This window comes from Acinetobacter sp. ANC_7655, assembly GCF_056784015.1.
Map to the genome: position 1 here is coordinate 748135 of NZ_JBWYJB010000001.1, position 23981 is coordinate 772115.

Consider the following 23981-nt stretch of genomic DNA (forward strand, 5'->3'; position numbering starts at 1 on the left):
GATATTTTCCAAATGCGATACGTTTTTTTGTACTCTGCGTTCGATTTTTTTTGTAAATAAAACTAATCGCCTAAATATCATCAAATCTTTATTTTTTCACAAGTTTGTCAATGATTTTTTGTATCGGTACTACGACCTAAAGTGACAAAAAACATCATTTTGTAAATCGACTCAACACCTTCATTAAAATGTAAAAATCTAAGAAATAAAAAAAGCACTTCGAAAAGTGCTTTTTTTTATTAAGACGAATTACTCAGCAGCAAAACCGAGATTGACCATGCTAATACGCTTATTTGGTGTGTCCCCTTCGGCTGTTGAACAAGTTACATCAAAATCAACTTCACGTTGTCCATCTAAGGCTTCAAAATCGAAAAGATCTCGGTCGGCCAATTGCGATGGCGAGACATTCTGTAACGCGCCAAAAATGCTGTGTAAACGTTTTGGATGAGCTTTATCCCATTCACGCAACATATCATTGATGATTGCGCGCTGTAAGTTTTCCTGCGAACCACACAAGTTACATGGAATAATTGGGAATTTGCGCATTTCAGCATATTTGATGATGTCTTTCTCTTCAACATACGCCAAAGGACGAATCAAAATATTCTTTTTATCCGATGAAAGTAGTTTTGGTGGCATCGCCTTTAAACTACCGCCATGGAATAGGTTCAAGAAGAACGTTGCCATAATATCATCACGATGATGACCTAAAGCAACTTTGGTCGCGCCAATTTCTTGAGCAAAACCATATAAAGAACCACGGCGCAAGCGTGAGCACACTGCACAATAGGTTTTACCTTCAGGTGTAAGCTTTTTGGTAATGCTATATGTATCTTTTTCTAAGATGTAGTACGGAATGTTATTTTCTTCTAAATAACGGGGTAATACATCCTCAGGGAACCCTGGTTGTTTCTGATCAAGATTCACAGCCACAACATCAAAATTGATTGGTGCTATGCGTTTAAACTGCAGGAGAATGTCCAGCATGGTATAGCTATCTTTACCACCTGAAATACATACCATGACCTTATCGCCATCCTCAATCATTTTGTAGTCACGGATTGCATGACCTACTTGACGACGAAGTTTTTTTAATAAACGATAATATGCAGAACTTGTAGGTGGCTCTGGCTTAAAATTAAATCCTTGGTTGGATTCAACTGGCGAGTACATAGACGACATTAACCATAAAAAAAATACTGCGCAATTTTAGCCGATTCAGTGCTTAATCGCATCTAAAGAATCTGTTTTTTACATCTAATTTTTATTTTTTCATAACACTGTCTTATTCACACATCTAAAATGGACGCTTGGGTTCATTTTTTAGTCGAATTGCTTATCTTTTGGACTTTTCCACAGTTTTCCACAAAACCTGTGGATAAAATTGTGGACTTTTTAGGGGTTGACAAAGTTTTGGCAAGATAAGATGGTGCTTTCCCTTAGATTGATCATTTTTTAACCACTATTCTATATCCTTAAAATTCAATAACTTATACGTGTCAAGCAGTTGTTTATAAATAAAAATAAATAATTTTTTTGGATATTAAGCCAACAATTAAGACTTGATTTTTTTACAACGAATTGTTAAAAAACATTACATAGTCGAGAGACATCTCCATTGCAGAAAATCACCCACATATCATTTAGGGACAAAAATAGTGTTCGAATGATGAAAACTACAAATAAAATAAAAGTCATAGCGTTATTTGGGTGTGTGAATTTTCTAATATTCTCGCCACAGGCTTCTGCAGGTCAAACAATCTATCAGCTGAAAGATTCAAACGGCACTACCGTACTGACCAACCGCAAAAACAAATACAACCATCTTAAAGTTGAAAAGAAAACCTACTATCCAGATAGCAATATTCATAGTTACAGCAATTGGGGAAGCAACGAAGCATCTGTTCTCCCAAGCCATAGTAAAAATCGAAATGCCTTTGATGGCTATATTCGCCAAGCAGCTCAACGACACGGCATTTCTGAAGGACTCATTAAAGCGGTGATGCACACAGAGTCTGGTTTTAATATACATGCACGCTCCCCTGTTGGTGCTCAGGGTCTTATGCAATTGATGCCTGCGACTGCACAACGATTTAATGTCAATAATGCATATGATCCTGAACAAAATATTTTCGCTGGTGCAAAATATTTGGCTTGGCTATTGAAACGCTTTAATGGCAATACGCAATTGGCATTAGCGGGTTATAATGCTGGCGAAGGAAATGTTGCTAAATATGGTGGAATACCGCCCTTTCGTGAAACTCAAGACTATGTCAGACGTGTACTCAGTCGTTACAATAATTTATACGCCAATGGTGTAGGCTCAAATCCAATCAATAGTTATTCAGCATCGGTATCTTCTAAGTTAAGTTCACCGAGCTATAACAATCAGAATTTATCAGCTCAAGTGACTGCACCATCTAAACCAAAGTCACCTCCTCGCCAAATTATTGTGGCCGCTGATGGCAGTTTTACTGACGCACCAGCTGGTTCATATTCTACAAATAATGCCACAGCATCAGCGAAGATCTATATTTCGAATTAATCTCAATTTTTTTCGTTATATTTTTTATTTTTTTCTTGAAATTTTCCCTATTCGAAAGCATATTTGACGTAGGTTTTTTAATTCAAAAAGCTTATTAAATTTTATTTATAAGAGGATTTTCTCGATGATGCGGATTGGTTTGTTTTTGCTGACCAACCTCGCGGTACTGGTGGTAGCTGGCATAATCTTGTCACTCTTCGGTGTCGGTAGTTACCATGGCGCGGGTGGCTTGAATCTTGGCAATTTACTTGTGATCTGTTTTGTCTTTGGTATGGTGGGTTCTTTAATCTCCCTATTCATGTCAAAGTGGATTGCAAAGAAAACCACAGGTACAGAGTTAATTGATCCCAATGCTCCACGCAACCAAGCGGAAGCATGGTTACTCAATGAAGTGGCACAACTTTCTCAACGTGCTGGTATTAAAATGCCAGAAGTTGGTATTTTCCCATCTTATCAATCAAATGCTTTCGCAACTGGTTGGAACAAAAACGATGCTTTAGTCGCTGTTTCAACAGGCTTATTGGAACGCATGAATAAAGATGAATTACGTGCAGTGTTGGCGCATGAAATTGGTCACGTTGCTAATGGTGACATGGTCACCCTTGCTTTAGTCCAAGGTGTAGTCAACGCGTTTGTGATGTTCTTCGCGCGTATCGTCGGCGACTTTGTAGATCGCAACGTATTTGGTCGTGAAGAAGGTGAAGCACCGGGCTGGAGCTATTTCCTCATTACAATCGTGTTAGATATCGTATTCGGTATTCTTGCTTCGGCAATTGTCATGTGGTTCTCTCGCTATCGTGAATATCGTGCTGATGAGGCTGGCGCGCGTTTAGCGGGTAAACAAGCGATGATCAGTGCATTACTTCGCTTACAAGCAGAAACTGAAATGCCAGATCAAATGCCTAAAGAAATGAAAGCTTTCTCAATTTCATCAGGTCGTGAAGAAGGATTCAGCCTTGCTGCACTCTTCCAAACACACCCAACAATTGAGCAACGTGTAGCAGCATTACAACAACTTGATTGTCCTTAATCTGCTTCTAAAAAAAGCCTCCATAGGGAGGCTTTTTTAATGGACTCAATCTATAAGACTTTAAATAGATTGAAACCATTGCCATAAGAACGTTACACCAAACCATAAGGCAACACCAAAAATAATTAAAAACAGAAGACCCAGTAAATCAGGAATATGAATCCAAATCCATGCCACGACAGGATTTCGCCAGAAGGCAGAGTTCTGCTGTTTACGCTCTAAGTTTTCATGTAAAAATGGGTGTACCACATGATGGTCTGAATGAATCTGATACTCTTCACGAATATGATCATGAACCACATCTAAAGCCTTGCGACTCGGTCGAATAAACACATCAAAGAGTGTACCTGCAACAGGGATTAAACCTACTACACCATCCATCACAGCAAGTTTAAGCACGCCATTCAATTTAGATTGGGGCACACCGATTTTTCGAGCTTGTAATATTGCATAACACGTAAGTACAAATCCAGCTACGTCACCCGCCACAGGAATCGTACTCAATGCTGCATCAGCCCCTACCCCTTGTTTAGTGAATGGAATTCTTACGACGGAATCCATCATGTTTGCGAACTTGGCAAGATCGCGTTCCATTTTGATGACTTCAGCTTGGGTTAATTTATTTTTATTTGTCATTTAAGCAACATCCTGCAAAGATACTCCATCAGTCATAGCCTTAGAATAAGAGTTGTGAAGCAATAAATAAATAGACCAATACACCAGTTGCATCACATATTGAAGTGACCAAGGGCGCAGATGCGCTTGCAGGATCGAGTCCTAACTTATTGAGTACAAATGGTAAACTCATCCCGATCATACAGCCCATCATGACAATACCCATCATACTGATCGCAAGCACTAAAGCGACCATCATATCTCCACGGATATAGCCAAGAATTGAAACAGCTGCAGCCATCGTTGCACCCAAACATAGAGCAACCATCGCTTCACGACCAAGCAACACAAACCAATCCTTGGCTTTTACATCGCCAGTTGCGATTGCTCGAACCATCAAGGTTGCAGATTGGGAGCCTGCGTTACCACCACTCCCAACCAATAGCGGTAAAAAGAAGACCAAAACAATATGCGCAGCAATGATGTCTTCATAATGGGCGATCCCAATACTCGAAAGTAGGCTGCCAAAGACCAGAAACACTAGCCAAAAAACACGTTGTCTAAATAAAAATAATATTGGTGCTGAACGAATACTGATATTTTCTTTAAGCTCTACCGCCCCACTTTTCAAAAAGTCCTCGGTAAATTCTTCTTGGAATACATCCATAGCATCATCATAAGTGACGATACCGAGTAGATGATCATCATGATCTAAAATGGGTAAGGCGATAAAATCATAGTGGCTTAATTTTTTTGCCACTGATTCCTGATCCTCATCTACCCGTCCGTAAATGACCTCAGTGGTCATGACTTCTTGGACTGTTTTATCCAAAGGTGCTTGCACAATTTCTCGAAGAGAAATTACACCCTCAAGTTTCTGAAATTGATTGGTAATATAGATCAGATATAAGGTTTCAGTATCTTTGGCGGAATGGCGCAAAATCTCTAAAGCTTGTTGCATTGAGATGTCTGATGGCAAAGTGACATAATCAGATGTCATGATCGCACCAGCTGTTTCCTCAGCATACAATGCCAAAGATTGAACTTGCTGCTTCGTTTCTCGATCTAAATTCGCAAAAATAAATGTTTTAATTTGATCCGGTAAGGCTTTGTACAAATCTGTTCGAGCGTCTGAATGCATTGAACCAATTAACTGGACTGTACTTTTACCGTCCATTTTTTTAACCAACTGTACTTGATGATTGAGTGGCAAAAACTCAAATACATATGCTGCGTTTTCTAAATGGTGGATAAGTTGTATTTGTTGATCAATTTCTAATTGCTGTAAATACAAAGCCAAATCTGCAGGATTAATCGTATCCGCAATATGATCAATCTGAGCGACATCAGAATTGATCAATGCTTGTTGTAATGCTTCAATTTTATGATCTTGTTTAATTTGATCCATAATCGCTTCATTTATTATCGTTTAGAATTACGCAAGGCATGCTAACACTAATTGAAAATGTTAGTGCGTATTGATCTTGTCAAAAACTGATATTTAAAAGTGGATTAAATCAACCGCAGTACCATACTCTTTATACTGCGGATACCACATTAAGTTTCAGATGCTGATTTTGATTTATATTTGAAAATATTCCGAACGATAACAAACATAAAGGGAATAAAGGCTAGAACTAAAATTGTGCCGAAAATTACCCCACCAAGGACACTGACACCAATTTCTTGACGACTGGCAGCACCCGCACCTGAAGCAAATACCAAAGGTATAACCCCTGCACCAAAAGCAAGCGAGGTCATTAAAATTGGACGTAAGCGCAAACTTGCACCTTGTAAAGCAGCAGCAATCGCGTTAGCTCCACGCTCCTGAGCCATTGCCGCAAATTCAACAATTAAGATGGCATTTTTACATGACAACCCAATCGTCGTAAGTAACGCAATTTGGAAGTAAATATCATTTGGAAATCCGACCAACCAACTAAAAATAATATTACCGCCAATACCCAATGGAATAGCAGCAATCACAACAGAAGGTATCGACCAACTTTCATATAAGGCAGCCAAACATAGAAAGATAAAGCCAACAGAGATGAGATAAAGCCAAATGGCTTGTGTACTCGATTGTTGCTCTTGAAACGATAATCCACTCCATGCTAGCCCAACCCCATCTAATTGATCAACCATAGACTTGATATCACGCATTGCAGCACCACTGCTCACATTTTTTGCAGTGTCTGCTTCCATTTGTAGCGCGGAATAACCTTGGAAACGAGTCACCACATCAGGGCCTCCATCCCAATCCACAGTGGCAAAATTACCAAATGAAATCATTTGATTTTGATTGTTTCGTACAGACCATAAATTGAGATCTTCAGGCTTTGAACGATACTCGGCATCACCCTGCATCATGACGCGTTTAATACGTCCGCGATCAATAAAGTCGTTCACATAGGAACCACCCCAAGCTGCAGCCAAAGTGCTGTTAATCGCAGATTGTGAAAGACCATTCGCCATCACTAACTTTTGATTGATATTCACTTTCAATTTGGCTTTATCTGGATTAGAGCGTTTGCCCAAATTTTCAAAAGTCGTGAAGTTGATTGCCTGTCGTTCTAGCGCTTGAAATTGATCTTCTAAATACTGTCGTCCTTCTCCATTTAAATCTTGCAGCCAAAACTCGATGCCGTTGGTATCGCCAAGACCACTTACAGAACCTGGCAAACTCACCATAATCCGAGCGCGACTGTCTTTTCTAAAGAACTCCATCGCTCGTTCACGAATGGATTGTGCAGAGTTTGCCTCACCTGGACGATCATCCCAATGATGTAATGCTACAAATCCTGTTCCTAAATTTTGACCCGTTCCTGAAAAATTTCGTCCATAACGAATTTGAACCAACCTAACATTCTGTTTTTCTTGTTCAAGAAAATACTCTCGAATACTTTCACCAACAAGCTGACTTTCTGTCATAGGTGCGCCTTCAGGTAAACTGAATTGGATACTGATAAAACCTTGATCTTCACTTGGAATAAAGCTGGTTGGAAGCGACTTATAAAACAAAGCAAAAATCACAATTAACCCAGCAAAACTGGTTAAAACGATCCATTTTAGTGACAGGCTTTTCTCAACCCACTTTAGATAATGCAATCGTAATGATTCCATTTTTGTATTAAACCATGTCGCCCATTTTGCTTCTTGTTGTTTAGGTTTAAGAATAATCGCACACAATGCTGGTGTGAGAATTAACGCGACCAATAATGACAGTGCCATGGCTGCAATCAAGGTAATTGAAAACTGACGGTATATAACTCCTGTCGATCCTGTAAAAAAAGCCATCGGAATAAATACTGCAGTTAGCACCACTGTAATTCCAATTAAAGCCCCCGTCATCTCTTGCATAGATAAGATGGACGCTTGCTTTGCAGATAGCCCCTTTTCATGCATTAAACGTTCGACATTTTCGACCACCACAATTGCATCATCTACAAGTAATCCAATCGCAAGAACTAATGCAAAAAGTGTCAATGTATTGATGGTCATTCCGAGCGCAAATAAGACGGCGAAAGTGCCCAAAATAACAATTGGAACCGTGACCGTTGGAATAAGTGTTGCGCGCCAGCTTTGTAAAAAGATAAACATGACCAACACAACCAAGATAATGGCTTCAACTAAGGTCTTTACAACTTCTTTAATGGACTCTTGAACAAACGGCGTGTTATCTCGTGGGTATACAATTTGGTAGCCTTCAGGAAGTTTTTTCTTGATGTCTTCAAGGACTTCTTTAATTTTTGCAGAGGTTGCCAAAGCATTCGCACCAGATGACATTGAAACAGCCAAGCCTGCTGAAGGTGATCCATTAATGGTATTAAAAGCTTGATAATTTTCAGCACCTAACTCAATGCGTGCTACATCTTTTAAATAAATAAAACTTCCATCAGGGGTCGCTTTGACAATGATATTTTTAAATTCATCGACTGTTCTTAGTCGTGATCCAGCGGTAACTTTTGCATTAAGATACTGGTCTGCTACTGTCGGTAAATCTCCGATTCCACCTGCAGCAACTTGTGTATTTTGTGCTTCAATTGCGGCACGAATATCACTAGGCATCAACTGATATTGTTTCAATAAGTTCGGATCTAGCCAAATACGCATGGCATATTGAGAACCAAAGACATCAACCTCACCAACACCTTCTACACGCGCAATTTCTGGTTCAATGTGATCAGCCAAATAATCTGACAACGCAATATTATTACTTTGGTTCGTAGTGTCATATAACCCCACCACCATAAAGGTGTCACCTAAGGATTTATAGACATTGACCCCTTGACGCTGCACGTCTTCAGGCAAACGATTGATCACCCCATTAATGCTATTTTGAACTTGGACTTGTGCTGTGTCTGGATCAGTTCCGTTTTCAAAACTTAAACTAATTCTACTATTCCCAGATGCATTACTGGTAGAGCTAAAATAAAGTAAGTTATCAATTCCTTTAATTTGTTGTTCTATGACCTGTGTGACACTTTCCTCAACTGTTTCGGCATCAGCTCCTGTGTAAGTTGCTGATACAGTAATTCTTGGCGGAGCAATATCAGGATAGCGTTCTACCGGTAAGCTCATCACCGCAAATATACCAATTGCCATGACAATGATCGCAAGTACGCCAGCAAAAATAGGTCGTTCAATAAAGAACTTAGATAACATAGTCGTAAAGCCGTCAAAAGAATTCTAGAAAGTGTTTTCATTAAAATATATAAAAATTTAATTGATATTCAGTGACTATGAATAAAAAAACAAGAACTAATAACAGAAACGATCAACATTGATTGAATTAAGAAGAGAATATGAAGCCCTCACCTATGAACCGCTTATCTGATCCTTCAAAAAAAATATGCGCAATTTCTCAAAAGTAAAAAACTTCTAAAATTACGCAGCATTAATGCCATCACCCCCCTCCCAATTTGAGGATAGTCATATTCAATTTTTTAAAACTATATTCGAGGTACAAAAATACGAATGATTTGGGGGAAATGATGAAAAAAGCTCTTCTAACACTGGCGCTCAGTACCTGTTTAGCAGATTGTGGTGGTTCGGATAAATCCGCAAAAAATGATGATCAGATTAAAATAGGAATACTGACTGACAGCCCAGTAGCAGGTGCGACGTATATCGTGAATGGCAATAATGACAATGCGAAGAAAACCAATGCAAATGGGGAATTTGAATATCAAGATGGAGATGTCATTACATTTAAAATTGGTGATATCGAAATTGGTACTGTACAAGGTTTAGCTCGTGTGACACCAAATGAACTCGTGGATGAAGATTTAAATGCAGATGAACGTAACAAGAGAATTATCAATCTACTGATTTTTTTACAATCACTGGATATCGATGAGGATAAAGAGACCATACAAATCCCTGATGATGTTTCAACTCTCTCGCCTTCAGCGATTGATTTCAGCAACACGACAAGTGATTTTAGAGAGCGACTTCAAGCTCAAATTATCAATATTCCTGAAATTGCCTCCAATACAGTAGTCAGTGAAGAGCAAGCTAAAGAACATTTTAGCAGCTCACTGCTCAAAGACATTCAAGGCGTATGGTATGCAAAAAACAATGAGTCTGAAATTGTGTTATTTATTGGAGAGAATGGCGAATATATGCTTGGTGAACCAATCCCAAGTGAGCCCAATAGTTCTTCAAATGGCATGGAATACGCCAAGATTAATCTAGATGCTTTGAGTGGTAGCTTTTATACTTCTTCCATAAATAGTACTACGCCTGTGATTGACACAAATGAAGATTGGGGACTTCTCGATGATGGGGAATCACGTTCATTAAGGCTATCTTTTAATGGTTCTAAACTCAAAATTTTTGATGATGATAATCTTGATGAAAGTGCAGAATTTACGCGAGTTCCTCGAAATAATAGTGGAATTGTAGGCGCATGGCAGTCCTCAAGTGGTAAACAAATTTTCGTATTTAATTCTAATAACACTTTCATTATGGTAGATGCTATTGGCGATGATCAACCAGATCCATATGATGGACCTTGTGGTGGCCCTGGTATTGAGTATGGTCGTTATCAATTACGCGACAACAAGCTCTTTGTTACCACGCCCCTCAGCATTGATACAAATGGTTGTGCTGGATTATCCGATACAGACGCGCATTTAGGCTTACCATTACAAATTTCTACTCAAAGTTTAAGCTTTACCGTAGCAGATGAAGGCACATTTACACTGACCAGAATGAATTAATTTTATCCCCCTTCAACATCTTCGTTAAAGGGGGATTATTCAATATGCTGAAAAGCATCAATAAATTCGATCAAAATCCGCATCATTTCAGCTTGTGAGGAGCATCCTAGCTTCTGATAAATCGTTTTCAGATATGTCCGCAGTGAACTCAGCGTAATCCCACATTTCAAAGCAATATTATCAAGATGCTGATCGTCCATAAAATGCTGACAAATTTCAATTTCTCGAGCTGTCAGTTGGAATGTTGACTTCAGTAACATTTTAGACAAGCGTTTTCGATCCTGCATTTTTGATAAGAATAATGCAACTTGATTATTGTCTAAGATCATTGAATCTGACAGCACCTTAAGTGGTGAGACTGTGATTAAGTAAGCTGATTGATGTCGATCGCTATATAACTGCATTGCACCCCCAACTTCTTCTTGATCATGCCTCTCTAATGAATAACGCTCATTCTTTTTGAATGTGCTCTGCACCAATTTTTTTAATTGAGCATTATAAGGCTCGATTATTTTTAATCTATTATGCAAATCTATTTCAATCATACTCGTATCATTCAAACAATCCTTCGCATACTGATTCACAAATCTCACTTCTAGATTAGATTGAACGATGAGTACACCCACATTCAACTTATCTAAAATTTCGGTGTAATTACTTCTATCATTTTGAAGAAACTTAATTTGTCTATGAATTTGAATCGCTCTTCTAAAGTGTTTTGCGAGTCTTTCTAAACTTTGTAATTCAGCAGCCTCATAAGCAACTGCATCTGAGGGTCTATGTACCGCAAGCACGCCCCATTTATATTTTCCATACTCTAGCAATACCCCACTGAGATAACAGATGTTTGAAGGAACTAAACAATATTCATAAAAGCTTTTCAAATCCTCATTATCTGTTTCAGCATATGATCGACAATCAATTTGATAGGCATGCTCTAATCCATAGGTATTCATTAACTCACCATGAATACGCATGTCTACGACATCTAAGTTATACGTTTGATAATTTTGAATTCCATCAATCGGGATATTAATGGTGTAAATAAAATTTTGTTCGGGCCGAAGCTGATCAAAGTAAGTAAAGATCGCCGTTGAACTCTGTGTAAATTCCACGACCTGTTTTAAAACATTTTCCCAGTGATGTGGCTTTAAGGCAGCCTCATAAATTTCTTCTATGATTTGATTTTCTTGAACAGTTAACATCATCACCCCCAATCATGGTGTTAATGTTCCTTTAGATTAGCGCTCTACTAGGATTTTATTCAATATTTACAATAGTATTCAAATATTTATCAGACAGATGACAAAAAAAATCCCCGCTTAAAGCGGGGATTTTTTAGGCTGTGGGATGAATTACATCATACCGCCCATACCACCCATACCGCCCATGTCAGGCATAGCTGGTTTATCTTCTGGGATCTCTGTAATCATGCACTCAGTTGTTAACATTAAGCCCGCAACAGACGCAGCATGCTCAAGTGCAGAACGAGTAACTTTCGCTGGATCAAGAATACCCATCTCTAGCATATCGCCGTATTCACCAGTCGCAGCGTTATAACCAAAGTTGCCTTCGCCATTTTTAACTGCATTAATCACTACAGATGGTTCGTCACCTGCGTTAGATACGATTTGACGAAGTGGCGCTTCAATCGCACGACGAAGGATGTTGATACCTACGTTTTGATCATCGTTAATACCCGTTACACCGTCAAGTGCTTTAGCTGCACGTACTAATGCAACACCACCACCCGCAACAACACCTTCTTCAACAGCAGCACGAGTTGCATGAAGAGCATCGTCTACACGATCTTTCTTCTCTTTCATTTCAACTTCAGTTGCAGCACCGATTTTGATCACTGCTACACCGCCTGCTAATTTAGCAACACGCTCTTGAAGTTTTTCTTTGTCGTATTCTGAAGTTGATTCTTCGATTTGCGCACGAATTTGTTGAACACGCTCAGCAATTTGATTCGCATCGCCTGCACCATCAACAATCACTGTGTTTTCTTTAGATACAGTTACTTTGTGTGCAGTACCTAAATGTTCAAGTGTTGTTTGATCTAACTGCATACCGATTTCTTCAGAAATCACAGTACCACCAGTTAAGATCGCGATATCTTGAAGCATTGCTTTACGACGATCACCGAAGCCTGGTGCTTTAACAGCACATACTTTGATGATGCCACGCATGTTGTTTACAACAAGCGTTGCAAGTGCTTCACCTTCAACATCTTCAGCGATGATTAGAAGTGGTTTACCTGTTTTCGCAACTGCCTCAAGAACAGTAATCAACTCACGGATGTTGCTTACTTTCTTATCAACAAGAAGGATAAATGGGTTTTCCAATTCAGCAGTTAATGTATCTTGTTTGTTTGCGAAGTATGGAGAAATATAACCACGGTCAAACTGCATACCCTCTACAACATCTAGAGAATCTTCAAAGCCTGAACCTTCTTCAACAGTGATTACACCTTCTTTACCCACTTTTTCCATCGCTTGAGCGATCAGTGAACCAACAGTCGTATCAGAGTTCGCAGAAATCGAACCAACTTGTTCAATCGCTTTCGAATCAGATGCTGGTTTAGCCGTTGCTTTAATATCTGCAACAACAGCTTTAACTGCAATATCAATACCGCGTTTCAAGTCCATTGGGTTCATACCCGCAGTTACTGACTTGATCCCTTCGTTCAAAATTGCTTGAGCCAAAACAGTTGCCGTTGTAGTACCGTCACCTGCGATGTCATTTGTTTTAGAAGAAACTTCACGAACAAGTTGAGCACCCATGTTTTCAAACTTGTCTTTTAATGTGATTTCTTTCGCTACAGAAACACCATCTTTAGTGATGTGTGGCGCACCGAATGAACGATCGATAACTACGTTACGGCCTTTAGGACCAAGTGTAACTTTAACCGCATCTGCAAGGATATTCACACCTGCGATCATTTTTGTGCGAGCTGAATCACCAAACTTAACGTCTTTAGCTGACATATTTGACTCCGAATATTATTAAAATTACTAAATCTGATTGATTAAATGAGTAGTATTAAAAAGAATCAATTAGCCTTCTAAAACAGCTAAAATATCTGACTCTTTCATGATTAATAGTTCTTCGCCATCTACTTTCACAGTTGTTCCTGCATAAGTACCAAACAATACCTTGTCACCTACTTTTACATCTAAAGCGCGAACGCCATTGTCAGTGATCTGACCATTACCAACTGCAATAATTTCACCTTGAGCAGGCTTTTCTGCAGCAGAACCTGGCAATAAAATGCCGCCAGCTGTTTTTGTTTCTTCTTCAACACGACGAATTACTACACGGTCATGTAATGGACGAATGTTGCTCATAAAAATACTCCATCAGACTAAGTCTTTTGATTAATAGTCGTGATCTTAATTTCCTTAGATCACCACCAAAATTATTTGATGTCACTTTTGTGGGGATGGAAAAAATTGCTTCAAGGGGAAAATGAAAAAAAATTTATTTTTTTGTATTTTTTTTAGGCATTCCGATAATTTAGCCTTCATTCCGATTTGCAACTAAATAAAATTTCTTGAATCTCGAATCAAAGCGATATTCACGCACCTTCAGTTTTTCATCAATTAGATTAAAACTATTAGAAAAGTCATGATGTAAACGATGTGACGTAGCGGTACCTGCATGAATATCCAATATTGGATGTTGAGCATTAAGTTGGAAAATCTTATTCAGATCATAAACAGCAGATACATGTAAATGACCATGTAGAATTGCATTCAACCCTGAGCTTGCCCATGTCTTTAGGGCTTTTTCAGTATTTTTAGGACGATCTTTAGACATATTTATACCGTGATCACCACTATAGAAAGGTTGATGCGTAAGCAGAATTTTTAATTTATCTTGAGGAGCTTCCTTAATTTTTTGATCAACATCCTGAATTTGAAACTCAGTAATACGACCTTTGGTATGGTACTTAGGGTGAATTGTATTGATTCCTATAATATAAAAATGCTCAGTTTCTAAGGTCTGTTCCATGTCACCAAAAAACAACTTATACCGATGAAACGGACTTAAAAATCTGCGCCATAAATGAAACAAAGGAATATCGTGATTACCCGGAATCACAATATAAGGAACATTAAGTTCTTCTAGAAATTTTTTGCAGTGATAAAACTGTGAAAATCTTGCCCTTTGAGTGAGATCACCACTGACCACAACAGCTTCGATCAAATGTTCTGCAACAAAGTGAGTAATTGCATCTAAGCAATCTTGTTGCTCAGTCCCAAAATGCAAATCAGACAAATGTAAAATCATTGTGGCACCATTAAGGTCAGTGCATTTCTTTCAACATGAATATCTAATGGTGAATCCAGTTGAATAATTTCTCCATCGATTGCTACAGTCATCTTTTTTTGATGAGAACGTATGCGCACATGATCCGCACTAAAACTATATACGTCTGCTGCCTGATCTAATTTTCCACGAACGAGTTGGATGAGTGTTTTAAAAATACTCAGCTTATCCGTGCGAGCAAGTACAACTCCCGCAACCCGACCCTCTTCTGCCGTTTTAGCGATATTGAGGTTCATTTCTTTTAATTGAAGTTGGTTATTACCTAAAAATAATAAAGGGGTTTTAACTGCATAATTTACACCATCCACCTCAATTTCTAACTTTAATTCTTTACGATCACGAATCAACACGTCTAAGCCAGAAGTATAGGCATGTAATGGTAGACGCCCTAGTTTTTGGTTATATAACTCTCTTTTTTTAATAAACAATGGATAAAGACCCAAACTCGCATTATTTAGATAAATGGCATCATTAATTTTTGCCACATGTACCGCTTTAGGCTTACCTTCAACCACCAGTTTTGCAGCTTCGAGAATATCTAAAGGAATATTCAAAACCCGTGCAACATAATTGAACGTCCCTAAAGGTAAAATTGCCAAAGGGATGGTTTGATGTAATAAATAATTAGCCACAGAATTTAACGTTCCATCCCCGCCAGCAACCACAATCACCCCCTGATTATCATGATTTAAATGTCGAAGATGAACTTTTTCGATGAGTGCTTGAACACTCATTTCTGAAGCAATATCAAAAACTTGTATTTCAAAACCTAGATCTGTCCAATAATGCATAAGTTGTTCATAAATTTGATCATTATTGGTGGCATGAAATCCAGATTTTTCATTAAAAATCATAGACAAAGGCTTTAGCATTGAATTCATTTTATGAGTTTAAAAATTGAATTACTTTAAAATTTCGTCTATTTACTACTCAATTAAAAGCCAATTTATGTAATTTTTAAATGATGTTCATTTGATTTTTCGATGATGAGAATTGATCTCATATTTTAATTAAGTTTTTATTTTAAATGAATATTTTAACTATAAATACCAAACATAAAATTTAAAAATGAAAAAGAAATTACTCATTTTTTAAAAAAATATCAAATAATTACATAAACTTAACACCAAACAAGTCTTAAGCACTATTTAAGCCTTTGGTCTTATTTTTTTTAAGAAAATATGCTTTAATACAGCCACTTTTTTTCATACTGAATCTAGAGTCTGCAAACCAGCATCTAGATATTATTTGTACACCACATTGTACACTTTTGATATAGGCCTCACCATGACCCAAGTGAACGCACCAGAATTCGTTCGTCACCCTAAGCTTATTGCTTGGGTGGAAGAGATTGCTAAACTAACAAAACCAGCAAAAATTGAATGGTGTGACGGTAGCGCAGAAGAATATCAACGTTATATCGACTTGATGATCGCTAACGGCACAATGCAAGCGCTTAACCAAGAAAAGCACCCTGGTTCATATCTTGCAAACTCTGATCCTTCTGACGTTGCTCGTGTTGAAGACCGTACTTTTATCTGCTCTGAAAACAAAGAAGATGCTGGCGCAACTAACAACTGGGAAGCTCCAGCGGTTATGCGTGAAAAATTAAACGGTTTATTTGACGGTTCTATGAAAGGTCGTACTTTGTACGTTGTACCTTTCTCTATGGGACCTTTAGGTTCTCATATTGCTCACATTGGTATCGAACTTACTGACTCTCCTTATGTTGCAGTCAGCATGTCTAAAATGGCTCGCATGGGTAAAGCTGTTTATGACGTTCTAGGCACTGATGGCGAATTTGTTCCATGTGTACACACTGTAGGTGCACCATTGGAAGAAGGTCAAAAAGACGTTGCTTGGCCTTGCAACAAAGAAAAATACATCGTTCATTATCCAGAAACTCGTGAAATTTGGTCATTTGGTTCTGGTTATGGTGGTAACGCATTGCTTGGTAAAAAATGCTTAGCATTACGTATCGCATCATTCATGGGTCGTCAACAAGGCTGGTTAGCTGAACACATGCTCATCCTTGGTGTGACAAATCCACAAGGTGAAAAACATTACATCGCAGCTGCATTCCCATCTGCTTGTGGTAAAACAAACTTTGCAATGTTAATTCCACCAGCAGGTTATGAAGGTTGGAAGATTGAAACTGTAGGTGACGATATTGCTTGGATCAAACCAGGTGAAGATGGTCGCTTATATGCAATCAATCCTGAAGCAGGTTTCTTCGGTGTAGCTCCTGGTACAAATACGAAGACTAACCCGAACTGTATGGCTACGCTTCATAAAGACGTGATCTATACAAACGTTGCCGTGACTGACAACGGTGAAGTATGGTGGGAAGGTCTTTCTAAAGAAGCACCTGCCAACCTAACGAACTGGAAAGGTCAACCACATACTGGTGAAGAAAAAGCAGCTCATCCAAATGCGCGTTTCACAGTTTCAGCTGGTCAATGCCCTTCTATTGATGCTGACTGGGAAAATCCAGCAGGTGTTCCAATCTCTGCGTTCATCTTTGGTGGTCGCCGTGCAGACACAGTGCCTCTAATTTCAGAAGCATTTGACTGGGTTGACGGTGTTTATAAAGCTGCAACAATGGGTTCTGAAACAACTGCTGCTGCTGTTGGTCAACAAGGTATTGTTCGTCGCGATCCATTTGCGATGCTTCCATTTGCTGGCTACAACATGGCTGACTACTTCACACATTGGTTAGAAATGGGTGAGAAAGTTGGCGAGAAAGCTGCAGCTGCTGGTAACAAGCTTCCTGGTATTTACAACGTGAACTGGTTCCGTCGTGATGCTGAAGGCAACTTTGTATGGCCTGGTTTCGGTCAAAACATGCGTGTTCTTGAGTGGATTATCGATCGCTGTGAAGGTCGTGCTGACGCTGTTGAAACTCCAATTGGTCGTGTTCCAACTTACGAACAGTTGAACTGGACTGGTTCAGACTTTACGAAAGAGCAATTTGACCTTGTGACTTCTCAAGACAAAGAGCAATGGATCAAAGAACTTGAAAGCCATACTGAATTATTTAACAAACTTGGTGATCGTTTACCAGAAGCGTTGAAAAAACGTCAAGCTGAGCTTTTAGAAGCGGTTAAATCTGCTTAAGCATGATGAGAAAAAAGGTCACTTCGGTGACCTTTTTTTTACTTCAAACAAACTGAATAAAGTGTATTTAGTAACGTTTATTAGTACCAATAAGTTGTCACACTTATGGCATACTAATTTAAACAGCTTATTAGGATCAGATAATGAAAAAAATAGAAATGATTGGCTCTTGTTTAATCGCCCTTATGCTTACAGCCTGTCAATCTGTTCCGCGACAGCACAATGGAGCTACAGGATATCAAATTGAAAACAAATCAGAAAATTCTGCCACTATTTCGTATACCCTCTCTGCACGTGCCAACCAAAATATTGATGAACACAAATTGCAACGCACTTGCCAACAAGTTTTAGGACATACTCAACAGTATAAAACCACCATTTTGAGTGTAAATGAAATTGCTAATCCCAATTACAAAACTCAAGAAACTCAACAGGTTCAAATTGGCCAATCACGAACATCATTCGGACTCTCAAACACTCAAAGTCTATACAGCAATGAAGACTACAATACACGTCTTTCTTTAGAAACTAAGCCTAGTCTCTTACAAGTCGTTCGCTTTAACTGCACACTCTAAACTTAAGACACTCAATGTACTTCATTGAGTGTCTTATAAAAACTGACATTTCTAAATTCAGGTGATTCATCTAAGTCTGGCCATGTCGTTGCACTGCGCTCATCAAGCTTTTCATATTTCGGATGACTAAAGTTTTTCACACGACTATCCGCCACCCATACCTCGGGTGCAAATTTTAAAAACTCATCTAAGAAGAAACGGTTGCACTGGTCATATAACACATCAGCCGCCAACAAGATATCAACTTGCTCAGCTTTATATAAGTCATCCAAATATTCAAGCTCAACATCATTCAATTCAGCATTGGCACGACACGCATCCAAACTAATTTGATCAATGTCACAACAAATGACACGTTTTGCCCCAGCCATTTTCGCCGCAATCGCAACTACGCCTGAACCTGCGCCAAAGTCTAAAACCACTTTGTCTTTCACATGATGCGGTTCAGCCAATAACCATTGTGCCATTGCTAAACCTGATGCCCAACAGAAAATCCAATATGGCGTATCATTCCATATACGACGAATAACTTCATCATCTAGCTTATCGGTTGGAAAAACAGGTGGAATGAGCCAAAGTGAAATTGGTGTATCAGGCAATTGCTGTGCATGAAGTTCACAACCTGGAATCACATCATGTAAGGCTTTTAGTAAATGTTCAGGCGCTTTAGGAAATTGGAAAGTACAGCTCATTGGATTTTATTTTTAAATATACAAAATTTGAGTTTCAAAAACGAAACCTAAATTAATAAAGAGAATTCCCTCTCCTTTTAAAGGAGAGGGTTAGCGAGAGGATTTATCTAACTCAATACCCTCACCCCAACCCTCTCCCTGAGCCGTATACGGCGCAAGAGAGGGAGATAATATTAACCTAAAGCTTTTTCAGCTGCTTCAACTGTTTGACGAATCAACGTTGTGATTGTCATTGGACCTACACCACCCGGTACTGGTGTGTAAGCTGAAGCAATTTCTTCAATACCAACAAGTTGAATATCGCCCACACCACCGCCATCACGTGGATGGAAACCAGCATCAACAACTACTGCACCAGGTTTAATCCAATCTTTTTGAATCAATTCAGCTTTACCCACTGCACCCACAATGATATCCGCTTGCTTCACAAAGCTAGCAAGGTCTTGTGTACGAGAGTGACAAATCGTTACAGTAGCATTCGCCTCGAGAAGCATAGCTGCCATTGGTTTACCTAAAATTGCAGATCGACCTACAACAACCGCATGCTTACCTTCGATTTCGATGTTGTTTTCTTTCAGAATCGTCATAATACCAGCAGGTGTCGCAGAACCGTAAGCCGCTTCACCCATTGCCATACGACCATAACCAAGGCAAGTAACACCATCCACATCTTTTTCAAGTGAGATCGCATCAAAACACGCTCGCTCATCAATTTGCGCAGGTACTGGATGTTGTAAAAGAATACCGTGAACATCAGGATTTGCATTGAGTTTTTCAATTTCAGCAAGCAATTGTTCTGTCGTCGTTTCTTTTGGTAGTTCAACTTTAAGTGAATCCATACCAACACGGCGGCATGCATTACCCTTCATACGCACATAAGTTGCAGATGCACCATCGTCACCTACTAAAATCGTCGCAAGAATTGGAGTACGTCCTGATTTTGCTTTTAACGCTTCTACGCGAGTTAACAAATCAGCCTCAATTTGTTTTGCCAATGCACGACCATCTAAAACTAATGCCACGGCACATCTCCCAAGTGTTGATATGAATCAATTTCGCACATTCTACATGAATATTTTAAATAATTTCCGTTATATGCTGTTTTTCTGCACATACGAATAAAAGCACTATTGTTTTTTTTTCAGAGCTTGTTAATATACGCATCAACAAGACATGGCGGGGTGGCAGAGTGGTCATGCAGCGGACTGCAACTCCGTGTACGCCGGTTCGATTCCGACCTCCGCCTCCATCTTGTTAAGCCCGAGTGGTGAAATCGGTAGACACAGGGGATTTAAAATCCCCCGCCCACAAAGCGTGCCAGTTCGAGTCTGGCCTCGGGCACCATTCTTCTAATAGAGAATAATGGTGTAAATAAAGAACCCAGCGTAAGCTGGTTTTTTTATGTCTGCATTTTCTTTAAACTCATCTGCTATAATCACTCATCTTCAGAATTTCATATTCAAATGAATCAAAATCAGCAAGTTGCTCAATATCTTCAAGAACTAAAACAACAATATCCTCAAGCGTTTAAAAAAAACTTCTTGCTCTATAGTCAGTTAAAGACCAAAGGGATTCTAGATGAGCGTAAAGAACTGATCCCGCTTGCACTTGCATTAATGATTTTCCTCCCTTGCTCATATTTGTTAACCCTTTTGCTTAAACAACACATTGTTTTTTTAGAAGGCTTTCAATCTGGCGGGAGTGCTGTGTTGTGTATCATGTTATTTTTTATGCTGATTACGCCAATCATCCTCAAACAGATCAAGCATAGTAGCATCTCAACTTACCAGCAACTTAAAAATACCCCATTCAAACTGACCACCCTCATTCTTTTACAAAGTTTAAATATCGCTTTTATGGAAAGTTGGTTCTTACAGGGAATTTTGTTTTATTTCGCTATGAATTTTGGTTTCGTTAAATTTTATAAAGAGAATTTATTCCGAGAAAATACTTCTAAAGAAAACTATTACTACATTCAAGAAATTCGTAGAGTGGCTTTCTGGAGTTATAAACAAAATTTTAAGCTTTACTTAAAACTAATCTTTTCATCCAAAAACTCAAAGCAGCATCAATTATTGATTGAACAAAAACAAAAAAATGCGCAACTTTATGTTCATTTGATGAACTATGAAAACAAATTGTGTATGCGCTACAAGCATACCGATATAGAAAAATATATCGATAGCATCATGTAGCGCTACGATCAACTTGCTTGCTGCATTACTTTAATTATATTCAAATTGGTATCATACGTTGTTGAGTGCAATCTGAGTTGATCAACTTGATACTTCTGTGAATGAATATCTGTTAAAAACAACCAATCTGCACTCAATTGCGTAGAATCAAAGCTCAATTTTAAATAGCCTCGTTGATTCAAATTACAAAAGCTTAATTCATCAATCAATTGGATAAACACTTGTTCAAATTGTTGCATTAAGTTCTCAGGTAAATTGAGATATTTCTCCATACCTGGTGAAGAAACTGAACTTGTTGCTAATTCAATCCCCACCTTCTCACCATTTTGTTGATGTAATGCAGACTCCCACGCATTATGGGTATCTCCAGCCAACACAACAACTTTCTTCTGATACTGCTCATACAAAGCATAAACACGCTCACGCTCAGCATAATAACCATCCCAAGCGTCTAAATTATAAGGAATCACGGTTAGGATTCTTAATAATTCAGCGTCAGTTAAGCTCGGGTCACTATTTTTATAACGCAATTTAATCGCGACCAACTCCATCAGACGTTTTTGAGCTTCTATTAAAAAGTTGTCATCTACCATTCCACTTTTGGCAACATTTAATATTTGCAATACTTCAGCAGGTACCAACATTTTCGCCATCAATACTTGCTGACCCAATACATTCCATATTGCACGAGAACTCTGAAGACTATTCGCCAACCAATTTAACTGATCTATCCCTATTAGCTGTCGCTGCTCATTCAATAATGCCGCTCTAAATTGCTCAACATTTAGATTTTCACCATCCATAAATGAAGCAAAAGCCAGTTGCTCATCTCGTGCCAACATACGTGTATCTAGCATATTAAGTTGAACTAAATCACCAAAATTAAACTGACGATAAATATGAAGAATATCGTTATTGCTTTTTTCGCGGATTGGCATCCACTCAAAATAAGCGGTTAGGGCTGCTGTTCTTCGTGCTACGAAATCTCCCTCTAAATCAGGTTGATGATTCTGCGCACCAGCTCTCCATGCATCATTTGTCAGCTCATGATCATCCCAAATCAGAATAAATGGATGACGTTGATGAACCGCTTGTAAATCAGGATCTGTTCGATATTTTGCATAACGTTTTCGATAATCTTCTAGACGGTAAATCTCGTTTTGATTATCCACATCGAGTGTTCTACCAAGCTTTTCGGCTTGTTCAGCTGCATACCCATCTTTGCCATATTCGTAAATATAGTCACCCAGATGCAGCACAGCATCCACGTCCTGCTTCGCAATTTCACGGTACACATAAAAATAACCAGCAGGATAATTTGAGCATGAGCATACCGCAAAGTTAACCGCATTGGACTTGGTTGCTAAGGTCTTCGTACGACCAATTGGAGAATGTATCTGCCCATATTTAAATCGGTAATAATAACGAGTATCGGCACTCAAATTAAGTACATCGACTTTCAAGCAAAAGTCTTTAGCAGCAGAAGTCTTGATTTTCCCCATCTGAACAATATTTGAAAAATTCTCATCAAGTGCAATTTCCCAATCTAATTCATATGTTGCCGCCACATCTGTAGGTGTTATTCGCGACCAAAGAATTATTCGATCCTGTAATGGATCTCCACTCGCCACTCCATGCAAAAAATCAACTTTATGCTCATTGCTGGTTTGACCATCGCCATTACATGCTGTAATCAGAACAGGCAGTGAAATCGCACCTAATCCAGCCAATGAATTTTTAATTAATGCGCGTCTTGAGATTTTATTTTTCATTTTATTTACGAATTGGCGAGTTATTTTAACTTCGAACTTAAACCGTATTTATGAAGCTAAAATTGCAATCAGATGACAATTTAATGTACAAATATCATAAACCATCGCCCCAAAATTTATATTTTTTAATCTAATAAATGCAAGTTGATTGAAAAGAAAGCAAATAATACGATTTTCTCTTGCCAAGCTTAAAAGTGTCCTCTATTATTGCGCACATGCCCGAGTGGTGAAATCGGTAGACACAGGGGATTTAAAATCCCCCGCCCTCAAAGCGTGCCAGTTCGAGTCTGGCCTCGGGCACCATTCTTCTGATAGAGAATAATGGTGTAAATAAAGAACCCAGCGTAAGCTGGTTTTTTTATGCCTAGCGTTTAGCCACAACAATAACAACACAAAAAAATAGAGAGCGATTTACCACTCTCTATTTGAAACAAGTTCTTCCATTTCGATATCTAAGAATCCCTCTTCCTGAACGACCATCATCATTGCCTCAGCAATATAGTCTGCTGCTGCATCATCAAGAGAAGAATCAAGATCTTCGAACTGAGGTTTCATCTCATTAATTTCCGCCACAATATCATTGGCGATTTGATAAATCTCAGCATCGGAATTCACCTTAGATACCTTCTTTGAGAATTTTTCAATGAGTTGCTGAATTTCAGCCACGAGAATATCAGGATAATATTCATCGTCGAACATCGGGAGAAGTACATCATTCAACATATTAAAGCTCAAGTAATAGCATTAACAAAAACCGAGCTTATATAACACAAGCTAGACATTAAACCAACAATAAAAACGAGGAGTAAATCTCACTTTTAATCAAAGTATAACTAAGCTAATATTTTCATTGATGATTTTAACCGTCTTAAATCTGCCTT

Annotated in this window: 19 protein-coding genes and 3 tRNA genes; 9 read left to right on the plus strand and 13 right to left on the minus strand. The window is 38.6% G+C overall.

Features of this window, described 5'->3' with window-relative positions; all coding sequences use genetic code 11:
* Positions 1-249: 249 nt before the first annotated feature.
* On the minus strand, positions 250-1173 hold the full coding sequence (gene ttcA / locus AC1M9N_RS03770) for a tRNA 2-thiocytidine(32) synthetase TtcA (RefSeq protein ID WP_035266955.1): 924 nt from the start codon (positions 1171-1173) through the stop codon (positions 250-252).
* Positions 1174-1687: 514 nt separating this feature from the next.
* On the opposite strand from ttcA, the gene AC1M9N_RS03775 reads away from it, so the two are divergent.
* Positions 1688-2545 carry a lytic transglycosylase domain-containing protein gene (locus AC1M9N_RS03775; protein WP_416224308.1) on the plus strand — a complete coding sequence of 286 codons (858 nt, stop codon included), beginning with the start codon at positions 1688-1690 and terminating at the stop codon, positions 2543-2545.
* A 124-nt stretch (positions 2546-2669) separates the two neighbouring features.
* The gene (gene htpX, locus AC1M9N_RS03780) at positions 2670-3575 is read left to right on the plus strand and encodes a protease HtpX (protein ID WP_035266954.1); all 906 of its coding nucleotides are present in this window, start codon (positions 2670-2672) and stop codon (positions 3573-3575) included.
* 60 nt (positions 3576-3635) lie between these two features.
* Here htpX and AC1M9N_RS03785 read toward each other — a convergent pair whose 3' ends face one another.
* From AC1M9N_RS03785 to AC1M9N_RS03795, 3 genes are all read right to left on the minus strand, one after another.
* A complete protein-coding gene (locus AC1M9N_RS03785) occupies positions 3636-4211 on the minus strand; it encodes a DUF4112 domain-containing protein (RefSeq protein WP_481954290.1) in 576 nt (191 codons plus the stop codon).
* Positions 4212-4251: 40 nt separating this feature from the next.
* Positions 4252-5589: a magnesium transporter gene (gene mgtE / locus AC1M9N_RS03790; protein ID WP_481954305.1), complete on the minus strand. Its 1338-nt coding sequence runs from the start codon at positions 5587-5589 to the stop codon at positions 4252-4254.
* A 158-nt stretch (positions 5590-5747) separates the two neighbouring features.
* Positions 5748-8855: a multidrug efflux RND transporter permease subunit gene (locus tag AC1M9N_RS03795; RefSeq protein ID WP_481954291.1), complete on the minus strand. Its 3108-nt coding sequence runs from the start codon at positions 8853-8855 to the stop codon at positions 5748-5750.
* Positions 8856-9184: 329 nt separating this feature from the next.
* On the opposite strand from AC1M9N_RS03795, the gene AC1M9N_RS03800 reads away from it, so the two are divergent.
* Complete coding sequence (locus tag AC1M9N_RS03800; protein WP_481954292.1) at positions 9185-10414, plus strand: hypothetical protein; 1230 nt, start codon at positions 9185-9187, stop codon at positions 10412-10414.
* A gap of 35 nt (positions 10415-10449) precedes the next feature.
* On the opposite strand, the gene AC1M9N_RS03805 is transcribed toward AC1M9N_RS03800, so the two are convergent.
* The 5 genes from AC1M9N_RS03805 to AC1M9N_RS03825 form a co-directional block, all read right to left on the minus strand.
* Complete coding sequence (locus AC1M9N_RS03805) at positions 10450-11619, minus strand: LuxR C-terminal-related transcriptional regulator (protein ID WP_481954293.1); 1170 nt, start codon at positions 11617-11619, stop codon at positions 10450-10452.
* 150 nt (positions 11620-11769) lie between these two features.
* Positions 11770-13404 (minus strand): chaperonin GroEL, encoded by a 1635-nt coding sequence (gene groL / locus AC1M9N_RS03810; RefSeq protein WP_035266940.1) that lies wholly within the window; start codon positions 13402-13404, stop codon positions 11770-11772.
* 69 nt (positions 13405-13473) lie between these two features.
* Complete coding sequence (locus AC1M9N_RS03815) at positions 13474-13764, minus strand: co-chaperone GroES (protein ID WP_004810787.1); 291 nt, start codon at positions 13762-13764, stop codon at positions 13474-13476.
* Positions 13765-13933: 169 nt separating this feature from the next.
* Positions 13934-14710, minus strand: coding sequence for a metallophosphoesterase family protein (locus AC1M9N_RS03820; protein ID WP_481607126.1), 777 nt, complete (start codon positions 14708-14710; stop codon positions 13934-13936).
* Positions 14707-15630, minus strand: coding sequence for a diacylglycerol/lipid kinase family protein (locus tag AC1M9N_RS03825; RefSeq protein ID WP_481589682.1), 924 nt, complete (start codon positions 15628-15630; stop codon positions 14707-14709). Before AC1M9N_RS03825 ends, AC1M9N_RS03820 begins: the two co-directional genes overlap by 4 nt.
* A 406-nt stretch (positions 15631-16036) precedes the next feature.
* Here AC1M9N_RS03825 and AC1M9N_RS03830 point away from each other — a divergent pair, with 406 nt between their 5' ends.
* Both AC1M9N_RS03830 and AC1M9N_RS03835 read left to right on the plus strand, forming a co-directional pair.
* The gene (locus AC1M9N_RS03830; RefSeq protein ID WP_481588545.1) at positions 16037-17866 is read left to right on the plus strand and encodes a phosphoenolpyruvate carboxykinase (GTP); all 1830 of its coding nucleotides are present in this window, start codon (positions 16037-16039) and stop codon (positions 17864-17866) included.
* Between the two features lie 143 nt (positions 17867-18009).
* The gene (locus AC1M9N_RS03835) at positions 18010-18441 is read left to right on the plus strand and encodes a hypothetical protein (protein ID WP_035266928.1); all 432 of its coding nucleotides are present in this window, start codon (positions 18010-18012) and stop codon (positions 18439-18441) included.
* Between the two features lie 11 nt (positions 18442-18452).
* Here the strand turns inward: AC1M9N_RS03835 and AC1M9N_RS03840 are convergent, their stop codons facing one another.
* Together AC1M9N_RS03840 and folD are read right to left on the minus strand one after the other, a co-directional pair.
* Positions 18453-19133, minus strand: coding sequence for a class I SAM-dependent methyltransferase (locus AC1M9N_RS03840; protein WP_481612882.1), 681 nt, complete (start codon positions 19131-19133; stop codon positions 18453-18455).
* 173 nt (positions 19134-19306) lie between these two features.
* Complete coding sequence (gene folD / locus AC1M9N_RS03845; RefSeq protein ID WP_481595648.1) at positions 19307-20155, minus strand: bifunctional methylenetetrahydrofolate dehydrogenase/methenyltetrahydrofolate cyclohydrolase FolD; 849 nt, start codon at positions 20153-20155, stop codon at positions 19307-19309.
* Positions 20156-20308: 153 nt separating this feature from the next.
* On the opposite strand from folD, the gene AC1M9N_RS03850 reads away from it, so the two are divergent.
* The 3 genes from AC1M9N_RS03850 (at position 20309) to AC1M9N_RS03860 (ending at position 21328) form a co-directional block, all read left to right on the plus strand.
* Positions 20309-20382, plus strand: a tRNA-Cys gene (locus tag AC1M9N_RS03850).
* Between the two features lie 9 nt (positions 20383-20391).
* Positions 20392-20477: transfer RNA gene (locus tag AC1M9N_RS03855), tRNA-Leu, on the plus strand.
* Between the two features lie 119 nt (positions 20478-20596).
* The gene (locus AC1M9N_RS03860; protein ID WP_481954294.1) at positions 20597-21328 is read left to right on the plus strand and encodes a hypothetical protein; all 732 of its coding nucleotides are present in this window, start codon (positions 20597-20599) and stop codon (positions 21326-21328) included.
* Positions 21329-21336: 8 nt separating this feature from the next.
* Here AC1M9N_RS03860 and AC1M9N_RS03865 read toward each other — a convergent pair whose 3' ends face one another.
* Positions 21337-23100 carry an alkaline phosphatase D family protein gene (locus AC1M9N_RS03865; protein WP_481954295.1) on the minus strand — a complete coding sequence of 588 codons (1764 nt, stop codon included), beginning with the start codon at positions 23098-23100 and terminating at the stop codon, positions 21337-21339.
* 217 nt (positions 23101-23317) lie between these two features.
* On the opposite strand from AC1M9N_RS03865, the gene AC1M9N_RS03870 reads away from it, so the two are divergent.
* A tRNA-Leu gene (locus AC1M9N_RS03870) sits at positions 23318-23403 on the plus strand.
* 108 nt (positions 23404-23511) lie between these two features.
* Here the strand turns inward: AC1M9N_RS03870 and AC1M9N_RS03875 are convergent.
* Positions 23512-23823: a DUF5713 family protein gene (locus AC1M9N_RS03875; RefSeq protein WP_035266912.1), complete on the minus strand. Its 312-nt coding sequence runs from the start codon at positions 23821-23823 to the stop codon at positions 23512-23514.
* Positions 23824-23981: the final 158 nt, after the last annotated feature.

Excerpts from the sequence above, each read along its gene's own strand:
- AC1M9N_RS03840 (WP_481612882.1), bottom strand. The coding sequence starts at position 19,133 with ATGAGCTGTACTTTCCAATTTCCTAAAGCGCCTGAACATTTACTAAAA.
- groL (WP_035266940.1), bottom strand. The coding sequence starts at position 13,404 with ATGTCAGCTAAAGACGTTAAGTTTGGTGATTCAGCTCGCACAAAAATG.
- AC1M9N_RS03815 (WP_004810787.1), bottom strand. The coding sequence starts at position 13,764 with ATGAGCAACATTCGTCCATTACATGACCGTGTAGTAATTCGTCGTGTT.
- AC1M9N_RS03830 (WP_481588545.1), top strand. The coding sequence starts at position 16,037 with ATGACCCAAGTGAACGCACCAGAATTCGTTCGTCACCCTAAGCTTATT.
- AC1M9N_RS03785 (WP_481954290.1), bottom strand. The coding sequence starts at position 4,211 with ATGACAAATAAAAATAAATTAACCCAAGCTGAAGTCATCAAAATGGAA.
- AC1M9N_RS03820 (WP_481607126.1), bottom strand. The coding sequence starts at position 14,710 with ATGATTTTACATTTGTCTGATTTGCATTTTGGGACTGAGCAACAAGAT.
- htpX (WP_035266954.1), top strand. The coding sequence starts at position 2,670 with ATGATGCGGATTGGTTTGTTTTTGCTGACCAACCTCGCGGTACTGGTG.
- AC1M9N_RS03805 (WP_481954293.1), bottom strand. The coding sequence starts at position 11,619 with ATGTTAACTGTTCAAGAAAATCAAATCATAGAAGAAATTTATGAGGCT.
- AC1M9N_RS03795 (WP_481954291.1), bottom strand. The coding sequence starts at position 8,855 with ATGTTATCTAAGTTCTTTATTGAACGACCTATTTTTGCTGGCGTACTT.
- ttcA (WP_035266955.1), bottom strand. The coding sequence starts at position 1,173 with ATGTACTCGCCAGTTGAATCCAACCAAGGATTTAATTTTAAGCCAGAG.
- AC1M9N_RS03835 (WP_035266928.1), top strand. The coding sequence starts at position 18,010 with ATGAAAAAAATAGAAATGATTGGCTCTTGTTTAATCGCCCTTATGCTT.
- AC1M9N_RS03875 (WP_035266912.1), bottom strand. The coding sequence starts at position 23,823 with ATGTTGAATGATGTACTTCTCCCGATGTTCGACGATGAATATTATCCT.
- AC1M9N_RS03800 (WP_481954292.1), top strand. The coding sequence starts at position 9,185 with ATGAAAAAAGCTCTTCTAACACTGGCGCTCAGTACCTGTTTAGCAGAT.
- AC1M9N_RS03860 (WP_481954294.1), top strand. The coding sequence starts at position 20,597 with ATGAATCAAAATCAGCAAGTTGCTCAATATCTTCAAGAACTAAAACAA.
- AC1M9N_RS03825 (WP_481589682.1), bottom strand. The coding sequence starts at position 15,630 with ATGAATTCAATGCTAAAGCCTTTGTCTATGATTTTTAATGAAAAATCT.
- AC1M9N_RS03865 (WP_481954295.1), bottom strand. The coding sequence starts at position 23,100 with ATGAAAAATAAAATCTCAAGACGCGCATTAATTAAAAATTCATTGGCT.